The organism is Streptomyces sp. TE5632 (assembly GCF_054061295.1).
Window position 1 is genome coordinate 1533215 of the sequence record NZ_JBSSEA010000003.1, and the last position, 22938, is coordinate 1556152.

General features: G+C 70.8%; 21 protein-coding genes and 2 tRNA genes. 13 read left to right on the forward strand and 10 right to left on the reverse strand.

Annotation, left to right across the window (positions count from 1 at the left end; translation table 11 throughout):
• Positions 1 to 66: 66 nt before the first annotated feature.
• Together ACVW19_RS12070 and ACVW19_RS12075 are read right to left on the reverse strand one after the other, a co-directional pair.
• A complete protein-coding gene (locus ACVW19_RS12070; RefSeq protein ID WP_457459147.1) occupies positions 67 to 798 on the reverse strand; it encodes a maleate cis-trans isomerase family protein in 732 nt (243 codons plus the stop codon).
• Complete coding sequence (locus tag ACVW19_RS12075) at positions 795 to 1763, reverse strand: maleate cis-trans isomerase family protein (protein WP_457459149.1); 969 nt, start codon at positions 1761 to 1763, stop codon at positions 795 to 797. Before ACVW19_RS12075 ends, ACVW19_RS12070 begins: the two co-directional genes overlap by 4 nt.
• 138 nt (positions 1764 to 1901) lie before the next feature.
• Here ACVW19_RS12075 and ACVW19_RS12080 point away from each other — a divergent pair, with 138 nt between their 5' ends.
• The gene (locus tag ACVW19_RS12080) at positions 1902 to 2909 is read left to right on the forward strand and encodes a D-2-hydroxyacid dehydrogenase (protein WP_457459151.1); all 1008 of its coding nucleotides are present in this window, start codon (positions 1902 to 1904) and stop codon (positions 2907 to 2909) included.
• Positions 2910 to 2925: 16 nt separating this feature from the next.
• On the forward strand, positions 2926 to 4398 hold the full coding sequence (locus tag ACVW19_RS12085) for an amidase (protein ID WP_457459153.1): 1473 nt from the start codon (positions 2926 to 2928) through the stop codon (positions 4396 to 4398).
• On the opposite strand, the gene ACVW19_RS12090 is transcribed toward ACVW19_RS12085, so the two are convergent.
• Complete coding sequence (locus ACVW19_RS12090) at positions 4379 to 4873, reverse strand: DUF3830 family protein (protein WP_457459155.1); 495 nt, start codon at positions 4871 to 4873, stop codon at positions 4379 to 4381. The genes ACVW19_RS12085 and ACVW19_RS12090 overlap by 20 nt on opposite strands.
• A 97-nt stretch (positions 4874 to 4970) precedes the next feature.
• Between ACVW19_RS12090 and ehuB the strand changes: the two genes are divergently transcribed.
• From ehuB to ACVW19_RS12120, 6 genes are all read left to right on the forward strand, one after another.
• A complete protein-coding gene (ehuB, locus tag ACVW19_RS12095) occupies positions 4971 to 5897 on the forward strand; it encodes an ectoine/hydroxyectoine ABC transporter substrate-binding protein EhuB (RefSeq protein ID WP_457459157.1) in 927 nt (308 codons plus the stop codon).
• Positions 5894 to 6607, forward strand: a complete 714-nt coding sequence (ehuC, locus tag ACVW19_RS12100) for an ectoine/hydroxyectoine ABC transporter permease subunit EhuC (RefSeq protein ID WP_457459159.1) — start codon at positions 5894 to 5896, stop codon at positions 6605 to 6607. The genes ehuB and ehuC overlap by 4 nt, the downstream gene beginning before the upstream one ends.
• Positions 6607 to 7257, forward strand: a complete 651-nt coding sequence (gene ehuD, locus ACVW19_RS12105; RefSeq protein ID WP_388702411.1) for an ectoine/hydroxyectoine ABC transporter permease subunit EhuD — start codon at positions 6607 to 6609, stop codon at positions 7255 to 7257. The genes ehuC and ehuD overlap by 1 nt, the downstream gene beginning before the upstream one ends.
• Positions 7258 to 7351: 94 nt before the next feature.
• A complete protein-coding gene (gene ehuA / locus ACVW19_RS12110) occupies positions 7352 to 8080 on the forward strand; it encodes an ectoine/hydroxyectoine ABC transporter ATP-binding protein EhuA (RefSeq protein ID WP_457464570.1) in 729 nt (242 codons plus the stop codon).
• A 269-nt stretch (positions 8081 to 8349) separates the two neighbouring features.
• Positions 8350 to 9114: an IclR family transcriptional regulator gene (locus ACVW19_RS12115; protein ID WP_457459161.1), complete on the forward strand. Its 765-nt coding sequence runs from the start codon at positions 8350 to 8352 to the stop codon at positions 9112 to 9114.
• Positions 9115 to 9229: 115 nt separating this feature from the next.
• Positions 9230 to 9303: transfer RNA gene (locus ACVW19_RS12120), tRNA-Lys, on the forward strand.
• A gap of 76 nt (positions 9304 to 9379) precedes the next feature.
• Here the strand turns inward: ACVW19_RS12120 and ACVW19_RS12125 are convergent.
• The 3 genes from ACVW19_RS12125 to ACVW19_RS12135 all read right to left on the reverse strand — a co-directional run bounded on the left by ACVW19_RS12125 (position 9380) and on the right by ACVW19_RS12135 (position 12778).
• The gene (locus tag ACVW19_RS12125; protein WP_202277339.1) at positions 9380 to 9985 is read right to left on the reverse strand and encodes a lytic polysaccharide monooxygenase auxiliary activity family 9 protein; all 606 of its coding nucleotides are present in this window, start codon (positions 9983 to 9985) and stop codon (positions 9380 to 9382) included.
• Between the two features lie 179 nt (positions 9986 to 10164).
• Positions 10165 to 11373, reverse strand: coding sequence for an SPFH domain-containing protein (locus ACVW19_RS12130; protein ID WP_457459163.1), 1209 nt, complete (start codon positions 11371 to 11373; stop codon positions 10165 to 10167).
• A 97-nt stretch (positions 11374 to 11470) separates the two neighbouring features.
• Complete coding sequence (locus ACVW19_RS12135) at positions 11471 to 12778, reverse strand: peptidoglycan-binding protein (protein ID WP_457459165.1); 1308 nt, start codon at positions 12776 to 12778, stop codon at positions 11471 to 11473.
• Positions 12779 to 13056: 278 nt separating this feature from the next.
• Here ACVW19_RS12135 and ACVW19_RS12140 point away from each other — a divergent pair.
• The 3 genes from ACVW19_RS12140 to glxA all read left to right on the forward strand — a co-directional run bounded on the left by ACVW19_RS12140 (position 13057) and on the right by glxA (position 17628).
• Positions 13057 to 13130: transfer RNA gene (locus tag ACVW19_RS12140), tRNA-Lys, on the forward strand.
• Positions 13131 to 13627: 497 nt separating this feature from the next.
• On the forward strand, positions 13628 to 15691 hold the full coding sequence (locus ACVW19_RS12145) for a glycosyltransferase family 2 protein (RefSeq protein WP_457459167.1): 2064 nt from the start codon (positions 13628 to 13630) through the stop codon (positions 15689 to 15691).
• Entirely contained in the window at positions 15688 to 17628 is a 1941-nt protein-coding gene (gene glxA, locus ACVW19_RS12150; protein WP_457459169.1) for a radical copper oxidase GlxA, read from the forward strand. The genes ACVW19_RS12145 and glxA overlap by 4 nt, the downstream gene beginning before the upstream one ends.
• A 94-nt stretch (positions 17629 to 17722) precedes the next feature.
• Here glxA and ACVW19_RS12155 read toward each other — a convergent pair whose 3' ends face one another.
• Positions 17723 to 18763, reverse strand: coding sequence for a glycoside hydrolase family 6 protein (locus ACVW19_RS12155; RefSeq protein WP_457459171.1), 1041 nt, complete (start codon positions 18761 to 18763; stop codon positions 17723 to 17725).
• Between the two features lie 227 nt (positions 18764 to 18990).
• Positions 18991 to 19890, reverse strand: coding sequence for a LysR substrate-binding domain-containing protein (locus ACVW19_RS12160; RefSeq protein WP_457459173.1), 900 nt, complete (start codon positions 19888 to 19890; stop codon positions 18991 to 18993).
• Between the two features lie 147 nt (positions 19891 to 20037).
• Between ACVW19_RS12160 and ACVW19_RS12165 the strand changes: the two genes are divergently transcribed.
• The gene (locus tag ACVW19_RS12165) at positions 20038 to 21075 is read left to right on the forward strand and encodes an aldo/keto reductase (RefSeq protein WP_457459174.1); all 1038 of its coding nucleotides are present in this window, start codon (positions 20038 to 20040) and stop codon (positions 21073 to 21075) included.
• A gap of 37 nt (positions 21076 to 21112) precedes the next feature.
• A complete protein-coding gene (locus ACVW19_RS12170) occupies positions 21113 to 21523 on the forward strand; it encodes an SRPBCC family protein (RefSeq protein WP_457459176.1) in 411 nt (136 codons plus the stop codon).
• An 85-nt stretch (positions 21524 to 21608) separates the two neighbouring features.
• Here ACVW19_RS12170 and ACVW19_RS12175 read toward each other — a convergent pair whose 3' ends face one another.
• Positions 21609 to 22355 (reverse strand): class F sortase, encoded by a 747-nt coding sequence (locus tag ACVW19_RS12175; protein WP_457459178.1) that lies wholly within the window; start codon positions 22353 to 22355, stop codon positions 21609 to 21611.
• Between the two features lie 8 nt (positions 22356 to 22363).
• Positions 22364 to 22924 carry a hypothetical protein gene (locus ACVW19_RS12180; protein ID WP_457459180.1) on the reverse strand — a complete coding sequence of 187 codons (561 nt, stop codon included), beginning with the start codon at positions 22922 to 22924 and terminating at the stop codon, positions 22364 to 22366.
• Positions 22925 to 22938 lie beyond the last annotated feature (14 nt).

Sequence of the window (22938 nt, forward strand, 5' to 3'; positions counted from 1 at the left end):
AACAGGAGGGTGTCCCCGTTTGTTCCCCCGCCTCGCCGCCCTCTCCGTGCACGCTCGCCCGGCCTCTCACACCTGCACGATCGGCTCCCGGGTGAACAGGGCGCCCAGGGACGGGGCGTTCACCCTGCGGTCGGCCAGGCGCAGGGCCTCCCAGACGGTGACCTGGTTGGCGGTGAGGACCGGTTTGCCGAGCTCCTTCTCCAGGGCCGGGAGGTGGGCGAGCGTGTGCAGGGCCGTGTCGGGCAGGAGGACGGCCTGGGCGTCCGGGTGGTCGGCCGCGCGGGCCAGGGCGAACAACTCGGCCTCGCCCCAGGTGCCGACCTCCGCCGCCGTGATGATCCCGGAACTGGTCACCCCGGTCACCGTCACCGAGCCGGTGGCCAGGAAGTCGGCGAAGAGCGCGGCCACGTCGTCCGGGTAGGTCGCGCCGACGGCGACCCGCCGCGCCCCGATCTCCCGTGCCGCGTGCACGAAGGCGAACGAGGTGGAGGAGGCCGGTGTGCCCGCCGTCCGGGCGAGGGCGCGCACCTGCTCCTGCGCGCCCTCCCAGCCGCGGACGAAGCTGCCGCTGGTGCAGGCCCACACCACCGCGTCGACGCCCGCGCGCCGCAGCTCCCCGACGCCGGCCGCGAGCCGGTCGGGGTCGCCCATCGCGAGCAGCGCGTCGATCCGGTGCGCGTCCTCACCGATGTCGGTGTGCACCAGGTCCACCCGGATGTCACTGCCCAGCAGCTGCTCGGCGCGCGGATAGTCGTCCTCGGCGGAGTGTCCCGGATAGAGGAATCCCAGTGCGGTCATGTCCAGCCTTCCTGCTGCTTCTCGTCCGGCGCTCCCGGCACGCCCTGCGCGCCCGGAACACCCTGAGCACCCTGCACGCCCGGCGCCTCCGGTCCGTCCGGCAGTACCGAAGCGGGCGGGGGCACCGGGCTCCGCGGCAGCACCGCGCCGGACGTCCGGTCCGGCAGTACGGCCTCGGCGCCGGTCCCGGTCTCGTTCCCGGGCCCGGCCGTGACACGCGCCGACGTGTCGATCAGCGCCTGATACGGTCCCACCGCCCGGGTACCCAATCGGCGCAACGCCGCCCACATGGTCACCTGGTTGGCCGAGATGACCGGTATGCGCAGTTCCGCCTCCAGCTGCGGGATCACGTCGTACGTCGGCAGGTTGGTGCAGGAGAGGAACAGCGCGTCCGCCGGGCCGAGCCGGCCGCGCACCGTCGCCCGCCGGGCCATGTCCACCACCTCGCGGTAGGCGACCCGCCAGATCTGCCGGGTCAGCCCCATGTACGCGCAGCCGGTGACCGTGACCCCGGCCTGCGCCACGTACTGCTCCAGCGACCGGGTCACCGACACGGTGTACGGCGTCACCAGCGCCACCCGCCGCACGTCCAGTTCCACCAGCGCCTCCAGCAGTGCGCCGGAGGTGGTGATCGCCGGGACCGCGCCGGTCCTGCTCATCGCCTCGCACATGGCGCGCTCCCCCAGGACCCCGCCGACGAAGCTGCCGGACGTGCAGGCGTAGGCGACGACCTCGGGACCGACCGCGGTGAGCGTGCTCACCGCGTTGCCGAGGGTCTCGTGTTCGCTGATCAGCCGGGCGAGGTCCAGGCTGACCTCGACCGGCACGTACGGCGTTCGGGTGAGATGCAGGGACACGTCGTCCGGCGTCCAGCGCCAGAGTTCGCGGTCCAGCGCGAAGTCGAAGGGGGCGACCACGCCGACACCGCGCTGCGGGCCGGGTCCGCCGATGAAGGAGACGTCCATGTCAGCACCGGCCTCACGGTGAGAGACGAGCACGCAACGGTTTGCCGAAACGCCCGTGTTGACGACGGTAGGTTCGGGGTGCCAGCGTGGTCAATCCGCACATCTCAGACTTCCGGTCATCCGGGGAAACGGCGGCCCATGTCCACCCCCTCGCCCACCCCCGCGGCCACTGCCTCGACCACCTCTTCGCCCACGCCGGGGGCCGTCCCCACGCTGCTCGTCCTGGACGCCGATCCGCCGCCCCGGCTGGGCGGGCTGACCGGCAGGGTCCGGGTCGAGCACGCGGACGCCTCGACGCTCGCCGAGCGGCTCCCGCACGCCGACGTGCTGCTGGTCTGGGACTTCACCTCGCACGCGGTGCGTTCCGCCTGGCCGGGCGGGGGGCCGCGGCCGCGCTGGGTGCACACCGCGAGCGCCGGAGTGGATCACCTTCTCTGTCCGGAACTCGCCGCCTCCGACACGGTGGTCACCAACGCGCGGGGCGTCTTCGACCGGCCGATCGCCGAGTACGTCGCCGCTCTCGTGCTGGCGTTGGCCAAGGATCTGCCGCGGACGCTGGAGCTCCAGCGGGAACGGACCTGGCTCCACCGCGAGTCGCGCAAGGTCGCCGGGACCCGCGCCTGCGTCGTCGGGTCGGGGCCGATCGGCCGGGCCATCGCCGGCACGCTCGAGGCGCTCGGCGTCACCACCGCGCTGGTCGGCCGCACCCCGCACCCGGGGGTGCACGGCTCCGAGGACCTGGACCGGCTGATCGCCCGCGCGGACTGGGTGATCGCCGCCGCGCCGCTGACCGAGCAGACCCGGGGCATGTTCGACGCCCGCCGCTTCGGGGTGATGCAGCCGTCCGCCCATTTCGTCAACGTCGGACGCGGGCCGCTGGTCGTCGAGGACGCGCTCGCCGAGGCGCTCGGGCAGCGCCGGATCGCGGGCGCCGCCCTGGACGTCTTCGAGGCCGAGCCGCTCGCCCCGGACAGCCCGCTGTGGCGGGCCCCCGGACTGATCGTGTCGCCGCACATGAGCGGGGACACCATCGGCTGGCGGGACGAACTCGCCGCCCAGTTCGTGGAGTTGTACGAGCTGTGGGAAGCGGGCAAGCCGCTGGTGAACGTGGTCGACAAGCAGCGCGGGTACGTACCCGGGCACTGATGCGGCGGGAGAGCGGATGTCCGATTTCACCGGGTCCACCGGGTCCACCGGGTCCACCGGGTTCAGCGGGCTCACCGAACTGACCGCCGTACGGCTCCTCGACGGCTACCGCCGGGGCGAGTTCGGCCCCGTGGCGGTGACCCGCGCGGCGTTGGAACGGGCCGAGGCGAGCCGGCCGGAGGTGAACGCGTTCGTCCGGCTGTTCCCCGAGGAGGCGCTGGAGCGGGCCGCCGCCTCCGAGGAGCGGTGGCGGCGCGGCGAGCCGCGCGGGCTGCTGGACGGGGTGCCGGTCACGGTGAAGGACATCCTGCTGCTGCGCGGCGCCCCGACCCTGCGCGGCTCGCGCGCCGTCGACCCGGCGGGCCGCTGGGACGAGGACGCACCGTCGGTGGCGCGGCTGCGGGAGCACGGCGCCGTCTTCCTCGGCAAGACGACGACCCCCGAGTTCGGCTGGAAGGGGGTGACGGACTCTCCGCTCAGCGGTGTCACCCGCAACCCGCACGACCCCTCGCGGACCGCGGGCGGTTCCAGCGGGGGCGCGGCGGCGGCGGTGGCGCTGGGCGCGGGGCCGCTGGCCCTGGGGACGGACGGCGGCGGCAGTGTCCGCATCCCGGCGTCGTTCTGCGGGATCTTCGCGCTGAAGCCGACGTACGGGAGGGTGCCGCTGTATCCGGCGAGCGCGTACGGCACGCTGGCGCACGTCGGTCCGATGACGCGGGACGCGGCGGACGCGGCGCTGCTGATGGATGTGATCTGCGGGCCGGACTCCCGCGACTGGTCGGCGCTCGCGCCGGCCCCCGGCTCCTTCAGGGAGGGACTGGACGGCGGGGTGCGGGGGCTGCGGGTGGCGTACTCGCCGTCGCTGGGCGGCCAGGTGGCGGTGGAGCCCGAGGTGGCGGCGGCGGTACGGCGGACGGTGGAGCGGCTGGCCGCGCTCGGCGCGTACGTGGAGGAGACCGACCCGGACTTCACCGACCCGGTGGACGCCTTCCACACCCTGTGGTTCGCCGGGGCCGCCCGGGTGGTGCAGCACCTGACGCGGGAGCGGCGGGAACTGCTGGACCCCGGGCTGCGGGAGATCTGCGGCGAAGGGGCCCGCCGTTCGGCGCTGGACTATCTGGCGGCGGTGGACGTCCGGATGGACCTGGGCCGGCGCATGGGCCTCTTCCACGACAGGTACGACCTCCTCGTCACCCCGTCCGTGCCGCGGACGGCGTTCGAGGCGGGCGTGGAGGTGCCGAAGGGGTCCGGCCACCGGCGCTGGACGGGCTGGACCCCGTTCACCTATCCGTTCAACCTGACCCAGCAGCCCGCGGCGAGCGTCCCCGTGGGCACCGACTCGGCCGGGCTGCCGATCGGGGTCCAGCTCGTGGGCGCCCGTCACGCCGACACGCTGGTGCTGCGGGCGGCCCACGCACTCCATGAGGCCGGGGCGGCCGGGGCGGCGAAACCGCCCCGGCCGACCGGGGTCACGCCCGCCGGAAGCTGAGCGTCTCCCCCTCCGCGCCGCCGCGCCACAGGTCGTTGCACCCGTCGGCCATCTCCGCCAGGCCCTCCACGACCTGGCCCCAGACGATGCCGGGCACCCAGCCCACGTCGCCGTTCAGGAGCAGGTTGTTCCGCTCGTAGAACAGGGCCAGGTCGACGACCGTGGTGCCCGGACCGACCTCGCGGTCGTAGCCGTAGGCCCTGGTGCCCAGTTCCGCGCCCGCGAAGGAGAAGTAGCAGAGGTCTCCCGGGACGGGTGTGACGGTCGGGTTCTCCAGCGGCGGCTCCGCCTCCGCGAAGGGCGGGAACAGGGCATAGATCTCGTTGCGCGCGTATTTGGCGTGGTAGACGTCGCCGGACAGGGGCAGGGCGTTCCAGACGGCCGCGCAGGTGATCGGCGCACGGTCGTCGAGCAACCGGGCCGTACAGGTGACTCCGCGTTTGACCAGCGAGACCTCGACATATCGGTCCATCATGAGACCCATCGTCCCGCACCGGTCAAGACCGCCCGACCGCCGAACGGGGCCGAAACCGGCGGGAATACTCGGCGTCTTCTCGGGTAGCCGCGCCGCCATGGCTCCACCACTGGCACAACCACTGAGACGACGCGGAGACGCCCCCGGCCCTGCCGGGCCCTCACGCCGATCGCTGCTCGCGGGGGTCGCGGCGCTCGGCGCACTCGGCGCGGCGGGCTGCTCGCGGGTGCCCACCGAGGCGAGTGCGAACGGCGGCGACCTGTTGTCCCGGCTGAAGGCGGCGGGCGTGGTCCGCCTGGGCATCGCCGGCGAGATCCCCTTCGGTTACATCGACAGGAACGGCAAGCTGACCGGCGAGGCGCCGGAACTGGCCAAGGTCATCTTCAAACGGCTCGGGGTGGACCGGGTCCAGCCCGTGCCCACCGAGTTCGGCTCGCTGATCCCGGGGCTGAACTCGCAGCAGTTCGACGTCGTGGCCGCCGGGATGTACGTCAACCCCGAGCGCTGCGAGCAGGTCATATTCTCCGACCCCGACTACCAGATGCTCGATTCGTTCATCGTGCGCAAGGGCAACCCGAAGGGGCTGACCAGTTACCGGGACGTCGTCGAGAAGAAGGCGAAGTTCGCCACCGGCACCGGGTACGCGGAGATCGCGTACGCGGTCGAGGCCGGGTATCCGGAGAGCGACATCCTGATCGTCCCCGACCAGGTCGCCGGGCTGAACGCGGTGGAGGCCGGGCGGGTCGACGTCTTCGCCGGTACGGCGCTCACCACCCGCGAGGTGGTGAAGAAGTCGGCCAAGGCCGAGGTCACGGAGCCCTTCAAGCCGATCGTCGGCGGCAAGCCGCACGTCGACGGCGGCGCGTTCGCCTTCCGGCCGACCGAGACCGCGCTGCGGGACGCGTTCAACGTCGAGCTGGGCAAGCTGAAGGAGAGCGGCGAGCTGCTGCGCATCCTCAAGCCGTTCGGCTTCACCGAGGACGAGATGACGGATCTGACCGCGAAGGAGCTGTGCGGCGGATGACCTCAGGACTCTGGGAACTCGTGCTCAAGGGCGTCTGGGTCACGATCCAGCTGCTGGTGCTGAGCGCGTTGCTGGCGACGGCGGTCTCCTTCGTGGTGGGCATCGCGCGCACCCACCGGCTGACGTTCGTCCGCTTCCTCGCGGGCTTCTACACCGAGGTGTTCCGCGGCACCTCGGCACTGGTGATGATCTTCTGGGTGTTCTTCGTGCTGCCCCCGGCCTTCGGCTGGCAGCTGGTGCCGCTGTGGGCGGGCACGCTGGCCCTGGGCCTGACCTACGGCGCCTACGGCTCGGAGATCGTGCGCGGCGCGCTGGCCGCCGTCGATCCCGCCCAGCGCGAGGGCGGGATCGCGCTCAGCTTCACGCCCACCCAACGGCTGCGGCTGATCCTGCTGCCGCAGGCGGTGCCGGAGATGATCCCGCCGTTCTCCAACCTGCTGATCGAGCTGCTCAAGGGCACCGCCCTGGTGTCGATCATGGGGATGGGCGATCTGGCGTTCAGCGGCAACCTGGTGCGCCTCGCGCTGCAGGAGAGCGCTGAGATCTACACGTACATCCTGGTGATCTACTTCGTGATCGCCTTCCTGCTCACCCGGGTCATGCGCGGTCTGGAGAAGAAGCTGAAGGCCGGGGTCGGCAAGACGCCGAAGCACGAGCCGGACGTGGAGCTGAAGCGGGCCGAGACCACCAACGCGGGAGGTGCGGTCTGATGAAGTGGGACTGGAACGCGGTCTCCGAGTTCATGCCGTACTTCTGGGACGGTCTGCTGGTCACCCTGCAGATCCTGGTGTTCGGCTCACTGATCTCGTTCGTCCTCGGCCTGGTGTGGGCCCTGTTGATGCGGGTGCCGAGCCGCTGGGTGACCTGGCCGGTCGGCGCGGTGACGGAGTTCGTCCGCAACACCCCGCTGCTGGTGCAGCTGTTCTTCCTGTTCTACGTGCTGCCCGAGTGGGGCCTGACCTTCTCGGCGCTGACCACGGGTGTCTTCGCCATCGGTCTGCACTACTCGACGTACACGATGCAGGTCTACCGCGCGGGCATCGAGGCCGTGCCGGTGGGCCAGTGGGAGGCGGCGACGGCACTGAACCTGCCGCTGCGCCGGACGTGGACCGCGGTGATCCTGCCGCAGGCCGTGCGCAGGGTCGTGCCCGCGCTCGGCAACTACGTCATCTCGATGCTGAAGGACACGCCCCTGCTGATGGCGATCACCGTGCTGGAGATGCTCGGTGAGGCGCGCCTCTTCGCCCAGCAGCACTTCCAGTTCACCGAGCCCCTGACGGTGATCGGCATCGCCTTCATCGTCATCTCCTACCTGGCCTCCCTTGCCCTGCGAGCCCTGGAGCGACGCCTTGTCCACTGAACACACCCCCACGTCCGACACCGGTGCCGATGTCGGCGCCCGTGCCGACACCGAGAAGACCCCCGCGGGCGGCAGCCGGTCCGACGGCGGCGAGCTGATCCGGCTGGAGAGGGTCACCAAGCGGTTCGGGGACCACACGGTCCTCGACAACCTGGACTTCTCCGTGGACGCCGGCAAGCACGTCACCCTGATCGGGCCGTCCGGATCGGGCAAGACCACGATCCTGCGCCTGCTGATGACGCTGCTGAAGCCCGACGAGGGCACGGTCACCGTCGACGGGGACCAGCTGTACCCCGCGCCGGAGAAGCAGGTCCGCGAGATCCGCAAGAAGATCGGGATGGTGTTCCAGCAGTTCAACCTGTTCCCGAACATGACGGTGCTGCGGAACATCACCGAGGCCCCGGTCACCGTGCTCGGCATGTCGAAGGACGCGGCCGAGGAGCGGGCACGGGAGCTGCTGGAGATGGTCGGGCTGACCGAGCACGTCGACAAGCACCCCGCGCAGCTGTCCGGCGGTCAGCAGCAGCGGGTGGCGATCGCGCGGGCGCTGGCCATGCGGCCGCAGGTGCTGCTGCTGGACGAGGTGACCTCGGCGCTGGACCCGGAGCTGGTCGCGGGTGTCCTGGACGTGCTGCGGGACATCGCCCGCTCCACCGACATCACCATGCTCTGCGTCACCCACGAGATGAACTTCGCCCGGGACATCTCCGACCGCGTCCTGATGTTCGACTCGGGCCGGATCATCGAGGCGGGCGCCCCGGAGAAGATCTTCAGCGAGCCGGAGCACGACCGCACCCGGGAGTTCCTCAGCGCGGTCCTGTGATGACGGGGCGTGCCCGGGGGGCTCCGGAACGTCCGAGATGGACGCAACGGAGCATTCCCCTGGCATATGCCCAGGGACCGGCCCCGCAGTTGGGAAGGCCGCGATCTCGTCAACACCCGCTCCGGGTGGGCTGCTTGACGGCTATCGTGGAGAGGATTCGCTGACCGGATTGCGGCCCCAGGTCCTGTCGTCACATTCCCGTCCGCCAGACGCCGCCGGGCGGACGGGAATGTGACGACAGGACCTACGAGCGAGCGCAGGGGGAAACCGTGGCGCTGAAGCACAAGCCGACCGCTCCGTACCACTCGGTCCAGGACGCCCTGCGCGTCCTGGACACGGTGGCGCGGCACACCACCGGAATCACCGACACCGAACTCGCCCGCGAGAGCGGCCTGGGCCGGGAGCGGCTGACCACGCTCCTGCCGATGCTGTGCCGCGAGGCCTACGTCGAACAGGGCGCCGACGGCACGTACGTCGCCGGTGAGGCGCTCGCCCGCCTCGGCTCGGCCCAGGAACAGGAACACGAGGAGGCCCTCCGCGACAAGCTCCAGCGCACCCTGGACCGGCTCCGCGACTCCGTCGGAGCCGCCGTCTACATGAGCCGGTACGTGGACGGCGAGATCAAGGTCACCCAGTACGCCGACGGGCCGGCCACCCCGAAGGTCAACGAGTGGGTCGACTTCCGTGACGCGGCGCACGCCACCGCGCTCGGCAAGAGCCTGCTGTCCCAGCTCGACCACAACGGCCGGCGCGAGCACCTCGCCCGGCACCGGACGGTCCGGCTCACCTCGCGCACCGTCACCAGTGACAGGCTGCTGCTCTCCCAGCTGGCGGCGCACCCACCCACGGTGCCGGTCCTGGACCTCCAGGAGTACGCGATCGGCACGGTCTGCGCGGCCGTCCCGATCACCGCCGGTTCCTCGGTGGGCTGCCTGGCCCTGTCCCTGCCCGTCGAACACGTCCACCGTCTGCGCCACGCCGCCGACACCCTCAACCGCAACGCGGCGCCGGTCCTGCTGTCGCTGGCGATCTGAGGCCTCCCGTCCGGATCACTCCGACCGCGGCGGGTGCCGCCGCGGTCGGAGCACGCCCCGGGACCGGGTATTATTTTCGAGTCGCCGGCCGCGGGAAGCGGACGGCGGGAGTCATGCGCCGCTAGCTCAGTTGGTTAGAGCAGCTGACTCTTAATCAGCGGGTCCGGGGTTCGAGTCCCTGGCGGCGCACAGTGAAGGGCCTCTCGCGGAAGCGGGAGGCCCTTCGTCGTGTCCGGCGCCGACCCCGGAAGCCCGGAAGGCGGAGTCAGAAGGTGACGTCCGAGCAGGCGTAGAACGCGTTGCCCGTGTCGGCGACCGACCACACCGCGAGGATGACGTGGCGCCCGCTCAGCCCGGACGGCAGGGTGCCGCTGTGCGAGAGGGTCTGCGGCGGGCGCTGCCCGTTGTAGGGCACCTTCAGGAACGGGGTGAGGTTGAGGTCGGACCGGGCCAGGTTGTGGTTCTGGTTCCAGCCCGGCTTGGTGATGTAGTACGAGAAGTCGCTGGTGGCGTGCATGGCCGTGAACTGCCACCGGAAGGTGTAGTTCTGGCCGCCCGTCACCCTGGTCGTCGGCCAGGCGCCGCCCGAGGGCGTCTTCGGGCTGTCGAGCTGGGCGAACCGCGTGTTGTTGGCCGAACAGAGCCGGCCGTCGGCGGCGCCGGAGGCGGGGAAGCCCTTGGGGCCCTCGACGCTCTGCGGCTCCCACTGGATGTCGCCGCAGTTGGTCACACTGCCGTTCTGGCAGAGCTTCTGCCTGCTGATGGGCAGATCGGTGTAGCCGTGGCCGCTGGCACCGCCGGAGGAGAGCACGAGCGCTCCGGTCGTGGCCAGTCCCACCGCGGCTGCGTACAGCTTGGTCCGTGTGCGCATGCTGCCGCTCCTGGAGAACGTGGGGGAGTTTCACTGAGCCGTGCAGGTAGGTCTAGACCAAGACTCAGGCTATGACCACGGATTGAGCATGTCCATACCAACAGCAGAACCGATTCCGCTTCCCCGGCACACGGGCCCGCCGACCACCGGCCACCCCGACCGCCGGCCCGTCCGCCGGCCTACGGCCCCGTCTCCCCCCGCCCCGCGCAGAACGCCACCGTCAGGTCCTTCACCAGCATCTTGCGTTCGTAGTCGTCCAGCTCCACCAGCCCCCGCGCGGTCAGCCGGGTCACCGTGTCCTCCACCGAGTCCACGACCGTGGTGAGCACGCTCGCCCGGTGCTGGGCGTCCAGCGCGGCGATCCGGCGCCGGTGCATGACGGCGGCCACCTCGGGGGCGTACTCCACCCGGACCGGCCGCACCGAGAACACCTCGATCCCGACGGGCGTGGCGTCCGCCGCCACCAGCCGGGTCAGCGCGTCCTGCACCGTGTCCGGCGAGCCCCGCACCGCGCCCGGCGCCTCCATCGGGACCCGGAGCAGCGCCGCCTCTACGCACTCGCGCACATACGTCTCGTGGTCCTCGACGCCCAGCGTCGCCCGCGCGGTGTCCCGCACCCGCCACACCACCAGGACCACCACCCGCAGCGCCACCCCGCTGTGGTCGGCCGCCTGCATCGGCTCGCTGCGCCAGTGCCGCAGCCGTACGTCGACCCGGCGGCGCAGCAGCAGCGGGTTCACCCACAGCAGACCGGTCCGCCGGACGCTCCCCCGGTAGCGGCCGAACAGGCCGAGCACCCAGGCCCGCCCGGTCCGGCCGCGCGCCAGCCCGCCGAACCCGAACAGGCCGAGGGCCCCGGCAGCCGCGTACCCCGCCCACTGCACGGGCCCGAGCCCCGCGGCCCCCGGGTGCTCCGGGAGCCCGAGGGCACCGGCCACCAGGGGCGGCAGTACGCCCGCCCACCAGGACGTGGCCACGCACCCGGCCGCCCCGCACATCCCGGCGAGCACCCCCGCACCGCCGGGCAGTACCCGGGCGGGCCGCTCCACCAGCTCGGGGTCGACCGGCGGCAGGGGCAGGGGCCGTTCGGCGACCGGACGGCCGAGCCGCGGCTGCTCCCCCGTCCCCTGCCGGCGCCCCACCACCACGGGACGCAGCCGCACCGGCACCGGGTCGGGCCCGTCACGGAAGAGCAGATGGACGGGGATCTCGGTGGTGGTCTCGTTGCGGATGACCCGGCCGGGCCGGCCCCCCGCCGGGCCCCCGGCTTCGAAAGACGGCGATCCGGGGACGGGTGGTTCGCAGGCGGGTGGTTCGACGACGGGCAGTTCGCAGGTGGGTGATTCGGGGACGGGTGATTCGGGAGTTTCGGGAGTGATCGTGGTCATGTGTGCCTCCAGCCTCCGCGCCAGATGCGTCACCTCGGGGGACCCTCCGGACCGTGACGGAGCCCGCAGGGGTGGGTCGCGGCGAGCGACCCTCGGGCTACGAGAAGAGCCGCCGCCAGGTCTCCGGCCCCGGACAGCCGTCCGCGGCGCCGCCGCGCCAGCCCTGGGCGCGCTGGAACTCCTCGACGTTGCGCCGGTCCGCCTCGCTCCAGCGCGGGCCCGGCCCCGTGACGTAGTGGCGGCCGAACCCCTTCCGCACCAGCTGCTGCCCCAGCCGGGTGACATGGTCGTTGGCCGCGCCCGGCCGGAACGCCGCCCGGCCCGGGTGGTCCGGCACCCCGTGCGAGTCCTCGGCGGCCGGGATGTCCCTGCCCCCGCCGGTCAGCAGCAGTTCCCAGGTCAGCGGCCCCGGCAGGCCGTCCGCCGCGGCCCCCTGCCAGCCCTGGGCCTGCTGGAACGCCCGAATCGCCGCGCGGTCCGCGTCCGTCCAGCGCGGTCCGGGGCCGGTGGCGTAGAAGCGGGCGCCACCGCGTTCGACGAGCAGGCTGCCGAGCTCGGTGACGTGCGGGTTGTCCGCGCCGGGGCCGAAACGGTCCACTCCGGGAAACGGCGTCCGGGCCTGCATGGCCGCGCCCACGCCCTCGGCCCCCGCCGTGCCGCCGGTCACGCCCTTGTACCGGTACGGGACGTAGCCCGCGGAGTTGCTCCAGTAGGCGTACGGGGTGGTCCGCCGGAGGGTGTTCGGGGGGGTCTGCTCGTAGGCCACGTACGTGGTGCGCGCGTCGTCCGTCCAGCCGCCGAAGAGGACGACGTGGGAGCCGCCGTAGGGATCGGACGCGTTGTGGAAGAGCAGCATGTCCCCCGGCTGGAGTTCGTCCTTGCTGATCCTCTCCGCGTACTGCCCGAGGCTGCCGGTCCATTCGTTTCCGGGCAGGTTCCAGGCCATCGAGACATAGCCCGAACAGTCCTGCCGGTATCCGTCGGACCAGAACGCGGTCACGCTGTAAGGGACTTTCTGGTCGACCCATCTCCTGGCCCGTTCGATGATGTCCGAGCGGGTGATCGCGCGCGACGTCGCGGGGATCGAGGGGTCCGCGGGATCGGCGGGCCGGCCCGCGGGGCCGTACAGCGGAGCCCTCGGACCCTGCGGGGTGGCGGGCTCGTCGCCTGCGGGTACACCCGGGGCGCCGGGCCGCTCGGCGGTGTGGGGGGCGGCCAGGGCGGGGGCGGCCTGCGCGGCGACCACCGCCGAGGCCGCGGCGGCCACCACGAGGGGGCGGAACGCCGCCGGGTGGGCGACCGAGCCGCCGGCCGGCGCATCCGCGAGGACGCGCCGCCGGTGCACACAGCCGGGACAGTCGCAGTCGCCCGCGGGCTCGAACTCCTCGAACACCGGGGGTTCCATGCGATTCCCCTCACACGTCCCGCCACACGTCCCGCCACACATCCGGCCACACGTCCGGTGAAATACCTCACGTCTGTGCACGAGGATCAGCTTCTCAACTGCGCCCGGGACGCGCACTCTGACGGCCCGAACGATGTACGCGCCATGGGCCCAGGTGGCGGACCCCGCCGGACACGGGCCCGGGGCCGAGGCCTCGCAGGACCGCGCCGGGCCGCGCCGGGACAAAGGTGGAGGTCGGGAGCACCCCGTCCGGTCCGGTAGAGTTGTCCCGTCAGTGAGCGCCGCTAGCTCAGTTGGTTAGAGCAGCTGACTCTTAATCAGCGGGTCCGGGGTTCGAGTCCCTGGCGGCGCACCGACGGAACGGGCTCCTCGTGATCGAGGGGCCCGTTGCTTTTGGCCGGATACCCTCTCGCGCCCGCCGAGGGGCATGTCCTGAACGGAACACCCTCACCACACGTATGGAGCCACTGGAACCACGTGGGGAACAGGCACCCCGCCGGACCTCCTCAGACGCCACAATGGACGCGTATGACCGGCGTGCACCTGTTTTCACACCTTGCGATCATGATGAACACGGTACAACCTGGGTTCTTCATCATGCCGCGCATTCGCGGCTGTTGGGGGCGGGAGACCGGTTGCGGACGGTACGGGGTGAGGGGTCCCGTTTCACGGAGCACCGCCGACGAGGGCATCATGCAACCGAAAGAACGCCGCAACGTGTCTATATGGTGTGGATGACGTGGTGACAGCGGGACACCACTGACACGCCTGGGACGGTCGAGGGGGACCGGGCGCGGGCGGCAGCAAGCGACGAAACACACGGCGGGGCCGTGTGTGGGGGGATGATTCATGACGTCGACGCCGACAGGCGCCCAAGGGGACAACGACCCGTCCCGGACCACCCAGCTCAGGGTGCCTGCGCATCGGACCGGAAACACGGGGGCGTTCCGGCGGATCAAGAAGACGCTGCCGAGATACGACTACGAGCATTACAGCCGGCTCTCGGGTCCCCTCACCCAGCCCGACCCGAACAAACCCTACAAAGTGCGGTACCGCTCGCTGATATCGCAGGAGCCTCACCGCATCCGCATCGCACTGATGCTGGCCGCGGCCCCGCTGCTGTCGCTGGTGCTGCTGGTGTGGCTGCTGCAGCCCGCGCACTGGACGGAGCGGGACTACCCGGCGTTCGACTGGCTGCCCGCCCTCGACATGGTGATGCTCGTCTCGATCGGGCTGATCGAGTTCTTCCGCTGCATGAACGTGCTGTCGAACGCGCACGCCACGCTGGTCGCCCGCGACCCGGTCCCGGTGGTGCCGGAGACCGGCACCCGCGTCGCCTTCCTCACCTCCTTCGTGCCCGGCAAGGAGCCGCTGGAGATGGTGACGAAGACCCTGGAGGCGGCGGTGAAGATCCGCCACCGGGGCGTCATGCACGTCTGGCTGCTCGACGAGGGCGACGACCCCGAGGTGAAAGAGGTGTGCGCGCGTCTGGGCGTGCACCACTTCTCCCGCAAAGGCGTCGCGAAGTGGAACCAGAAGAAGGGCCCGCACCGCGCCAAGACCAAGCACGGCAACTACAACGCCTGGCTGGACGCGCACGGCGACGACTACGACTTCTTCGCCTCGGTGGACACCGACCACGTACCGCTGCCGAACTACCTGGAGCGGATGCTCGGCTTCTTCCGCGACCCGGACGTCGGCTTCGTCATCGGCCCGCAGGTCTACGGCAACTACGACAACTTCGTCACCAAGGCCGCCGAGTCGCAGCAGTTCCTCTTCCACGCGCTGATCCAGCGGGCCGGCAACCGCTACGGCTCACCGATGTTCGTGGGCACCTCGAACGCCGTACGCATCAAGGCGCTCAAGCAGATCGGCGGTCTGTACGACTCGATCACCGAGGACATGGCGACCGGCTTCGAGATGCACCGCGCCAAGAACCCGGCGACGGGGAAGAAGTGGCGCTCGGTCTACACCCCGGACGTGCTCGCGGTCGGTGAGGGCCCCAACGCCTGGACGGACTTCTTCACCCAGCAGATGCGCTGGTCGCGAGGGACGTACGAGACGATCCTCAAGCAGTACTGGAAGGGCTGGTACTCGCTGCCGCCGAGCAAGCTCTTCAACTACACCATGATGATCATCTTCTACCCGATGTCGGCCCTGAACTGGATCCTGGCGGCGCTGAGCTGTGCGCTGTTCCTGGGCCTGGGCGCCTCGGGTGTGAACATCGACCCCGCGGTCTGGCTGATGCTCTACGGCAACGCCTCCGCGCTGCAGATCGGCCTCTACGTCTGGAACCGCCGCCACAACGTCTCCCCGCACGAGCCGGAGGGCTCCGGCGGTGTGGCCGGCATGGTGATGTCCGCGCTGTCGGCGCCGCTCTACGCGAAGGCACTGATCGACTCCGTGCTGCGCAAGAAGAGCAAGTTCGTGGTCACCCCGAAGGGCGACTCGGCCAGCCCGGACACCTGGTTCGGAACCTTCCGGTATCACTGGTACTTCATCCTGATCTTCGGTGGCTCCATCACCGCCGGATTCGTCTACGGACACTCACACCCGGCCATGATCATCTGGGCGACGTTCGCCCTGCTCATCACGGCCGCGCCCATGTTCGCCTGGCGCCACGGCATGCGTCAGGACAGGAAGAAGCCCGGCGCGCACGCCGCGGGCCAGGCACAGGACTCCGCACCGGAGCCCCAGACGCAGCAGCTGCCGCAGATGCCGCAGCAGCACCACGGTCACCACGCGCCCCATGCCCCGCAGGGCCGGCCCAGCTGGGCCGGCGCCCACGGCGGACCGGGAGGGCCGGGAGGGCCGGGGGAACCGGGCGGGCCAGGAGGTACCGGGGGCTATCACCCCGGTGACGACCAGACGATGCAGATCGCCCTTGGTGGACTTGGGGGACGTAAGGAATGAACGACCGTGCAGGCCGCCGTCGCGCCCGTCGGATCGCGATAGGCACGGCGGTGGTACTCGCGCTGGCCGGAATGAACGGGCCGTGGCTGTACCGCTTCGGGACCGAGAAATACCACCAGTACAAGATCAACAAGCCGGAGTACAAGGCGGAGAACGGCCGCTGGGAGATCGTCGAGTTCCCGGAGGAGTACCGCCAGAACACCATCCACGCGGCGCTGCTGCACACCGGCAAGGTGCTGCTCGTCGCGGGGTCCGGCAACAACAAGGACAACTTCGACGCCAAGAAGTACGACACGCGGATCTGGGACCCGGTCGAGAAGACCATCAAGAAGGTGCCGACGCCGAGCGACCTGTTCTGCACCGGCCACACCCAGCTCGCCAACGGCAACCTGCTGATCGCCGGCGGCACCAAGCGGTACGAGAAGCTCAAGGGCGACGTGACGAAGGCGGGCGGCCTGATGGTCGTCCACAACGAGAACCCGGACAAGCCGATCACCCTGCCGGCGGGCACCAGGTTCGTCGGCAAGGAGAACGGCAAGACCTTCGTCTCGAAGGACCCGGTGCTCGTCCCGCGCGCCAAGAAGAACTTCGACAAGGAGACCGGCGAGTTCCTGGGCAACACCCCGGGCTACGGCCGCACCTACGTCGAGGCGCAGAAGGAGGGTGCCAAGTACGAGACCGGCACCCAGGACAACTACACCGTGCAGGGCCTGACCGGCGAGGACGCGCAGAACACGTACGGCATCGCCGAGAAGCTCGCCCTGGACAAGAAGGACTTCCAGGGCATCGACGACGCCTTCGAGTTCGACCCGGTGGCGGAGAAGTACATCAAGGTCGACCCGATGAAGGAGGCCCGCTGGTACCCGACGCTCACCACCCTGAGCGACGGCAAGATCCTCAGCGTCTCCGGCCTCGACGACATCGGCCAGCTGGTCCCGGGCAAGAACGAGGTCTACGACCCCAAGACCAAGAAGTGGACCTACACGGACAAGGTCCGTCAGTTCCCGACCTACCCGGCGCTGTTCCTGATGCAGAACGGCAAGGTCTTCTACTCGGGTTCGAACGCGGGGTACGGACCGGCCGACGAGGGCCGTGAGCCGGGCGTCTGGGACGTGGAGACCAACAAGTTCGACAAGATACCCGGGCTGAGCGACCCCGACATGATGGAGACGTCCGGCACGGTGCTGCTGCCGCCGGCGCAGGACGAGAAGTACATGGTGATCGGCGGCGGCGGCGTCGGCGAGTCCAGGAAGGCCAGCGAGAAGACCCGGATCGTCGACCTCAAGGCCGACGAACCGCGCTTCGTGGACGGCCCCTCGCTGGACAAGGGAACCCGCTACCCGCAGTACTCGATCCTGCCCGACGACAACATCCTGGTCTCGGGCGGCTCGGAGGACTACCGGGGTCGCAGCGACTCCAACATCCTCGAGGCGAGGATCTACGACACGGCGGAGAACGAGTTCAAGCGCGTCGCCGATCCGCTGGTGGGCCGCAACTACCACGCCGGCTCGATCCTGCTGCCCGACGGCCGCGTGATGTTCTTCGGCTCGGACTCGCTCTACGGCGACAAGGCCAACACCAAGCCCGGCAAGTTCGAACAGCGCATCGAGATCTACACACCGCCGTACCTGTACGGCGAGACCGGGCAGCCCGAGCTGACGGGCGGCCCGAAGACCGTCGAGCGCGGCGGCTCCGCCACGTTCACCTCGAAGGACGCCGGGTCGATCAAGAACGTCCGGCTGATCCGGCCGAGCGCCTCGACCCACGTCACCGACATCGACCAGCGCTCCATCGCCCTGGACTTCGAGGCCGACGGCGACAAGCTGAAGGTGACGGTCCCGGAGAGCCGGAACCTGGTCCAGGCGGGCTGGTACATGCTGTTCGCCACCGACGCGGACGGCACCCCCAGCAAGGCGCAGTGGGTGCAGGTGCCCTGACGCCAGGCAGGTGAGAGAAGGGGGCGTCCTCCACGGTGGAGGACGCCCCCTTCTTCTGTGTCACTTGTCCGTCACCACGTACGCCGCGGCGTGGTCAGTCGCCGTCGCCGGCCTCGGCGAGCTTCACCGCGTAGTCCTCCCACCACTCGCCGGCCTTCGGGCCGCCCTTGCACTCGCCGTCCGACTCGCCGGGCCGCTTCACCCACAGATACGCGTCCACCAGCGGGTCCGCGGTCTCGGTCGTCGGGGTCTCGCCGAGGGCGCGGCCGGGCGGGTTGCACCAGCGCTCGTCCGCGTCGCCCTGCGTGTAGGGGCCGTTGCCGTTGCGACTGGTGTCGATCACGAAGGGCTTGTCGCCGACCCTGGCGGAGAGTTTCTTGCCGTAGGCGATGGAGTCCTCGGTGGAGTAGAAGTTGGAGACGTTCACCGAGAAGCCGTCGGCCTTGTCGAGGCCCGCCCACTTCAGCGGCTCGTGGATCTGGTCGGGGCTGCCCCAGCCGGCGTTGCCCGCGTCCAGGTACACCGTGGTGTTCTTCAGGCCCGCGAGCTTGTCGACGGCGCCGCTGAGGAGGTCGTAGCGCTCCTCGTGGTACTGCTCCGGCGTGCAGCCGTCCACCAGGTGGAGCACCGCGTCGGGCTCCAGGATCACGGTCGCCGCGCGGTCCCCGATGCCCTTGGCCACGCCGTCGATGAAGGAGCGGTAGGTGTCCCCGTCGGCGGCACCGCCCTGCGAGTACTGGCCGCAGTCCCGGTGCGGGATGTTGTAGAGGACGAGCAGCGCGGTGCGGCCCGCCTTGTCGGCGGCCTCGGTGAAACCGCGGGTCTGCTCCTCCGGGTTCTCCGGGCTGATCCATTCGGCGGTGGGCTGCTCCGCGATCTTGCGGATCTGCTCGGCCTCCGCCTTCTTGCCGTCCTGTTCCAGGCCGGCCATCTGCTGTGCGGCGTTGCCCTCCGGGTTGACCCAGAAGGGGCTGGCGTCCTTCGGCTGCTGCGTGATCGCCGCGTCGGCCCCCTTGCCGGAGTCGCCCCCCTCGTCACCACCGGAGGAACAACCCGTGATCAGCAGTACCGCCCCCAGTACCGCTGCCGACGCCCGCCTCCCGGCGAACGCCCCGACCCCCCTGCTGCCGTACATCCAACCCCCCTTGGGTGCACTTGTTCCAAGCCTTCCGAGCCCCAATCCTGACATACCCCCCGCGACACCCATGAGGCCGAGCCCGTCTTGTCCGCGACCTGTTACAGCCCGGTGTACGGCCGACGCCCCCCGGCCGGGGCCACCTGGGACGGTCACGGACCGCGACCGGAAACGGACTCGGCTTCGACGGCCCCCGCCATCCACCGGGAGGGTCGGGAACAGCTGCCTCAGGTGGTGCCACTGGTGCGCAGGACGGTCGCGCGGAACGATGCCACCAGGGGGCGCAGGTCGACCCGGTGCCATACGGCCCACAGCTGGACACACGCCTCGTGCCAGGGAAGCTCGCGCACCGCGACCTCCTCGGTGGTGGCGCGGACCATGCTCTTCTGCACGAGTGCCAGTCCGAGCCCGGAGGCGACCAGGCCGAGCGCGGTCAGCGGCTCGGCGGCGTCGAGGCGGATGTCGGGCTTGAAACCGGCTGTCGTGCAGGTGGCGACGAAGGTGTCCCGCCAGGTGGGGTCCTGGGCGTTCTCGACGGCGATCCACGGCTGGCCGTCGAGGTCACCAGGGGTCACTTCTCCCTGTTCGGCGAGTGGATGCCCCGCGGGCAGGACGAGCAGCAGCGGGTCCTCGAGCAGGGGCGCGGCCAGGAGGTCGGGGTCGTCCGCGCTCGGAGGTTCCTGAACGAGCGCGATGTCCAGGCTGCGCTGCCGCAGGCCTTCGAACTGCTCGGTGGGCGGAAGGTTGTGCAACGCGATGTGGACGCCGGGGCGTTCGCCGTGCAGAGTGCGCAGCGCACTGGGCAGGGTGCCGGTGTGCATGGCGTCCGCGACATAGCCGATGCACAGGCCGCCCTCTTCTCCGCGGCCCAGCCGACGGCCCAGGTTCTCCAGACGGTCCGCGTGCCGCAGCAGCGCGCGGGCTTCGGCCAGGAAGACATGGCCGTCCCGGGTGAGCCGGATTCTCTGCTGGCCGCGTTCGAACAGGGTGAGGCCCAGGTTCTGTTCGAGCTGCGCGATCTGCCGGCTGAGCGGCGACTGGGAGATGTGCAGCCGCTCGGCGGCCTGACCGACGTGTTCGGTCTCGGCGACGGCGACGAAGTAGCGGAGTTGCCGCAGGTCAAGCATGTAAGACCTCGAAGGACTCAAGTCAGTCCAAGTAAGTCTTGGACAGTCTCAAGTCTAGTTCCTAGCCTCGGACACATCAGAACGACGGACCGCGCACAGGGCGCACGCACCGCATCCGTCGCAGCTCGTACAGCAAGGAACCACACCGTGTCCCTCACGTCCCGCACGTCCCTCACGTCCCTCACGTCCCTCCTGCCCGGCAGCCTGGGCTTCGGCACCGCACCGCTGGGCAACATGTTCCGGGCCATCCCCGACGAGGAGGCCGCCGCCACCGTGGACGCCGCCTGGGACAACGGCATCCGCTACTTCGACACCGCACCCTTCTACGGCGCGGGTCTGTCCGAGATCCGGCTGGGTGAAGCGCTGGCCGACCGCCCCCGTGACGAGTTCGTCCTGAGCACGAAGGTCGGCCGGGTCATCCTCGACGAGGCCGAGGACCCCTCCGCCCGCGACCTGGGCGAGAAGGGCGGACTCTTCGCCCACGGACGCCCCAACAAGATCGTCAACGACTACTCGGCCGACGCCACGCTGCGCTCCATCGAGGACAGCCTCAAGCGACTGAGGACGGACCGCCTCGACATCGTGTGGGTGCACGACGTCGCACAGGACTTCTACGGCGACGAGTGGCTCGCCGCATACGAAACCGCCCGCACCGGAGCGTTCCGGACCCTGCAGAGACTGCGCGACGAAGGCGTCATCAAGGCCTGGGGGCTCGGCGTCAACCGGGTCGAGCCCCTGGAGCTGACGCTGGACCTCGACGAGCCGAAGCCGGACGCGTTCCTGCTCGCCGGCCGCTACACGCTGCTCGACCACGAGCGCGCCCTGCAGCGCCTGTTGCCGGCCGCGAGGGCTCAGCACGTCGACATCGTCGTCGGCGGACCGTACAGCTCCGGAGTCCTGGCCGGCGGGCAGCACTTCGAGTACCAGAAGGCCCCCGAACCGGTCGTCACCAAGGTGAACCGCATCAAGGCGCTCGCGGAGCAGCACGGCGTCGGCATCAAGGCCGCAGCGCTGCAGTTCTCCCTCGCACACCCCGCGGTCGCCGCGGCCATCCCCGGTGCTTCCCGGCCGAGCCGCATCGCGGAGGACGTCGCCGCACTCGGCGAGAGGGTCCCGTCGGCCTTCTGGACGGCTCTGCGCGCGGAGGGGCTGATCGCTCAGGACGCCCCCGCATCCAGCGCATGACCTCCGCCTCACCCCACCCCTTCAGGAGACAACGACCGTGGCAACCACGACCGCAACCATCGACATCCCCGTACCCGCCGCGCGCGTCTGGCAGCTCATCGGCGGCTTCGACTCCCTGCCCGACTGGCTGCCCTACATTCCCGAGAGCAGGCTCAGCGAGGGCGGCCGTGTCCGCAGCCTCTCGAACGAGGGGGGCGACGTCATCGTCGAACGCCTCGAAGCGTTCGACGACCAGGCACGCACCTACAGCTACTCCATCCTCCGGGCGCCGTTCCCCGTCACCGGCTACCGCTCCACCCTCACCGTGCACGAGGTGCCCGGTGGACGGAGCCGCGTGGAGTGGTCCGGCACCTTCACCCCGGCGGGGACGAGCGAAGAGGAAGCGATCGCCCTGTTCCACGGCATTTACACCGAGGGCCTGACCGCACTGAAGAAGCACGAGATGTGAACCGCGGCCTCCCGCGCTGGTCGTGGAGCAGCCCGGTCGGCGGCCTCGAGGGGAGCGAGTCGCCGACCGGGACGGGGAGCCGGCGTCAGGCGGTGGTGTCCGTCAGGTAGGCCGAGACGATCACGTTGGCCGTGTAGCGGTGGCGTGCCTCGTCGTAGGTGCCGCCGCAGGTGACGAGGCGCAGTTCGGCCCGGCCGGAGCGGCGGGGCCCGTAGGCCTGCCGGGCGTCGAAGTCGTCCCGGGGGAGGACCTGGATGTCCTCGACGGTGAACTCGGCGACCTCGGCGTCCGCGCGGACCACCCGGATCTTCTGGCCGGGCCGCAGCGTACTGACCTTGTAGAACACGGCGGGCCGGGTCTCGGTGTCGACGTGCCCCACCACCAGCGCGGTGCCGGCCGCCCCGGGCGTCACCCCGTCCGCGTACCAGCCGACCGTGTCCGACCGGTCGAACGGCGGCGGGTCGAGCGCGCCCCGCTCGTCCAGGCCACGGGCCACCACCGGCGCCCGGACGTCCAGGCCGGGTATGTCCAGGCGCCGCGGCGGCGCCTCGCCCAGCGGCCGGTGGGCGGGCGGAAGCTCCACCTGGGGCGGGCGGCCGGCCGCCGCCATGTCTCCCGTGGCGGGTTCTGACACGCCGGGGCGCAGGTCGGTCGCCTCGCGGCCCCACAGCCAGAGCCCGAGCAGCAGGACCACCCAGGCCACCCCGGTGAGCAGCCGCCCGACACCGGACGGGCTCTTGTTCCGGCTGTGGTCCTGGTTCTGGCTGTGATTCTGGTTCTGGCTGTGATTCTGGTTCTGGCTGTGATTCTGGTTCTGATGATGATCGGACATCGCCGGCCTCAGTGCGTTCCGCGGCCCCGCCGGACGCGGCTGCGTACGACGGCCGCCGTCGCGGCGACGGTGGCGAGGAACAGTCCGGTCACCGTCTGCGCCGTGCCCGGCCCCTCTTCGGGCTCCTCGGCGGCGACGGTCCGGGCGGCTCCCCCGCCCCCCGCGTCCACGGGGGCGACGGGCGAGGCGGCAGGCGATTCGGCCGTGCCGCCGGGCTGCTTGCGGGCGGGGACGGAGGCGGGGGCGACCGTGATCGTGCCCTTGCGGGCGCTCTCACCGCAGTCGACCCGTACGGGGTACGTCCCCGCGGTGAGCGTGGAGCGGACCCGGCTCTCGCCGACGAGGACGCCGTCGGCGACGGTGAGCCGGACCTCGGAGACGAACGCCGAGGACACCGCGACCGCGGTCCGCTCGGCGCACTCGGCCACCTCGAGGGTGACATCGGTGCCGGGGGCGGGGGTCGCCGGTGTCACCGACACCCCGTCCGCACCGTCCGCGGCGTACGCCGCCGGGGTGAGCGCGGCAGCCGCCAGGACGCCGATACAGAGAGCCCGTCGCACAGAACCCATCGTGCACCTCCAGA

Coding starts and splice junctions, on each gene's coding strand:
- ACVW19_RS12070 (WP_457459147.1), bottom strand. CDS start 798: ATGACCGCACTGGGATTCCTCTATCCGGGACACTCCGCCGAGGACGAC.
- ACVW19_RS12075 (WP_457459149.1), bottom strand. CDS start 1,763: ATGGACGTCTCCTTCATCGGCGGACCCGGCCCGCAGCGCGGTGTCGGC.
- ACVW19_RS12080 (WP_457459151.1), top strand. CDS start 1,902: ATGTCCACCCCCTCGCCCACCCCCGCGGCCACTGCCTCGACCACCTCT.
- ACVW19_RS12085 (WP_457459153.1), top strand. CDS start 2,926: ATGTCCGATTTCACCGGGTCCACCGGGTCCACCGGGTCCACCGGGTTC.
- ACVW19_RS12090 (WP_457459155.1), bottom strand. CDS start 4,873: ATGATGGACCGATATGTCGAGGTCTCGCTGGTCAAACGCGGAGTCACC.
- ehuB (WP_457459157.1), top strand. CDS start 4,971: ATGGCTCCACCACTGGCACAACCACTGAGACGACGCGGAGACGCCCCC.
- ehuC (WP_457459159.1), top strand. CDS start 5,894: ATGACCTCAGGACTCTGGGAACTCGTGCTCAAGGGCGTCTGGGTCACG.
- ehuD (WP_388702411.1), top strand. CDS start 6,607: ATGAAGTGGGACTGGAACGCGGTCTCCGAGTTCATGCCGTACTTCTGG.
- ACVW19_RS12125 (WP_202277339.1), bottom strand. CDS start 9,985: ATGCGCACACGGACCAAGCTGTACGCAGCCGCGGTGGGACTGGCCACG.
- ACVW19_RS12130 (WP_457459163.1), bottom strand. CDS start 11,373: ATGACCACGATCACTCCCGAAACTCCCGAATCACCCGTCCCCGAATCA.
- ACVW19_RS12135 (WP_457459165.1), bottom strand. CDS start 12,778: ATGGAACCCCCGGTGTTCGAGGAGTTCGAGCCCGCGGGCGACTGCGAC.
- ACVW19_RS12145 (WP_457459167.1), top strand. CDS start 13,628: ATGACGTCGACGCCGACAGGCGCCCAAGGGGACAACGACCCGTCCCGG.
- glxA (WP_457459169.1), top strand. CDS start 15,688: ATGAACGACCGTGCAGGCCGCCGTCGCGCCCGTCGGATCGCGATAGGC.
- ACVW19_RS12155 (WP_457459171.1), bottom strand. CDS start 18,763: ATGTACGGCAGCAGGGGGGTCGGGGCGTTCGCCGGGAGGCGGGCGTCG.
- ACVW19_RS12160 (WP_457459173.1), bottom strand. CDS start 19,890: ATGCTTGACCTGCGGCAACTCCGCTACTTCGTCGCCGTCGCCGAGACC.
- ACVW19_RS12175 (WP_457459178.1), bottom strand. CDS start 22,355: ATGTCCGATCATCATCAGAACCAGAATCACAGCCAGAACCAGAATCAC.
- ACVW19_RS12180 (WP_457459180.1), bottom strand. CDS start 22,924: ATGGGTTCTGTGCGACGGGCTCTCTGTATCGGCGTCCTGGCGGCTGCC.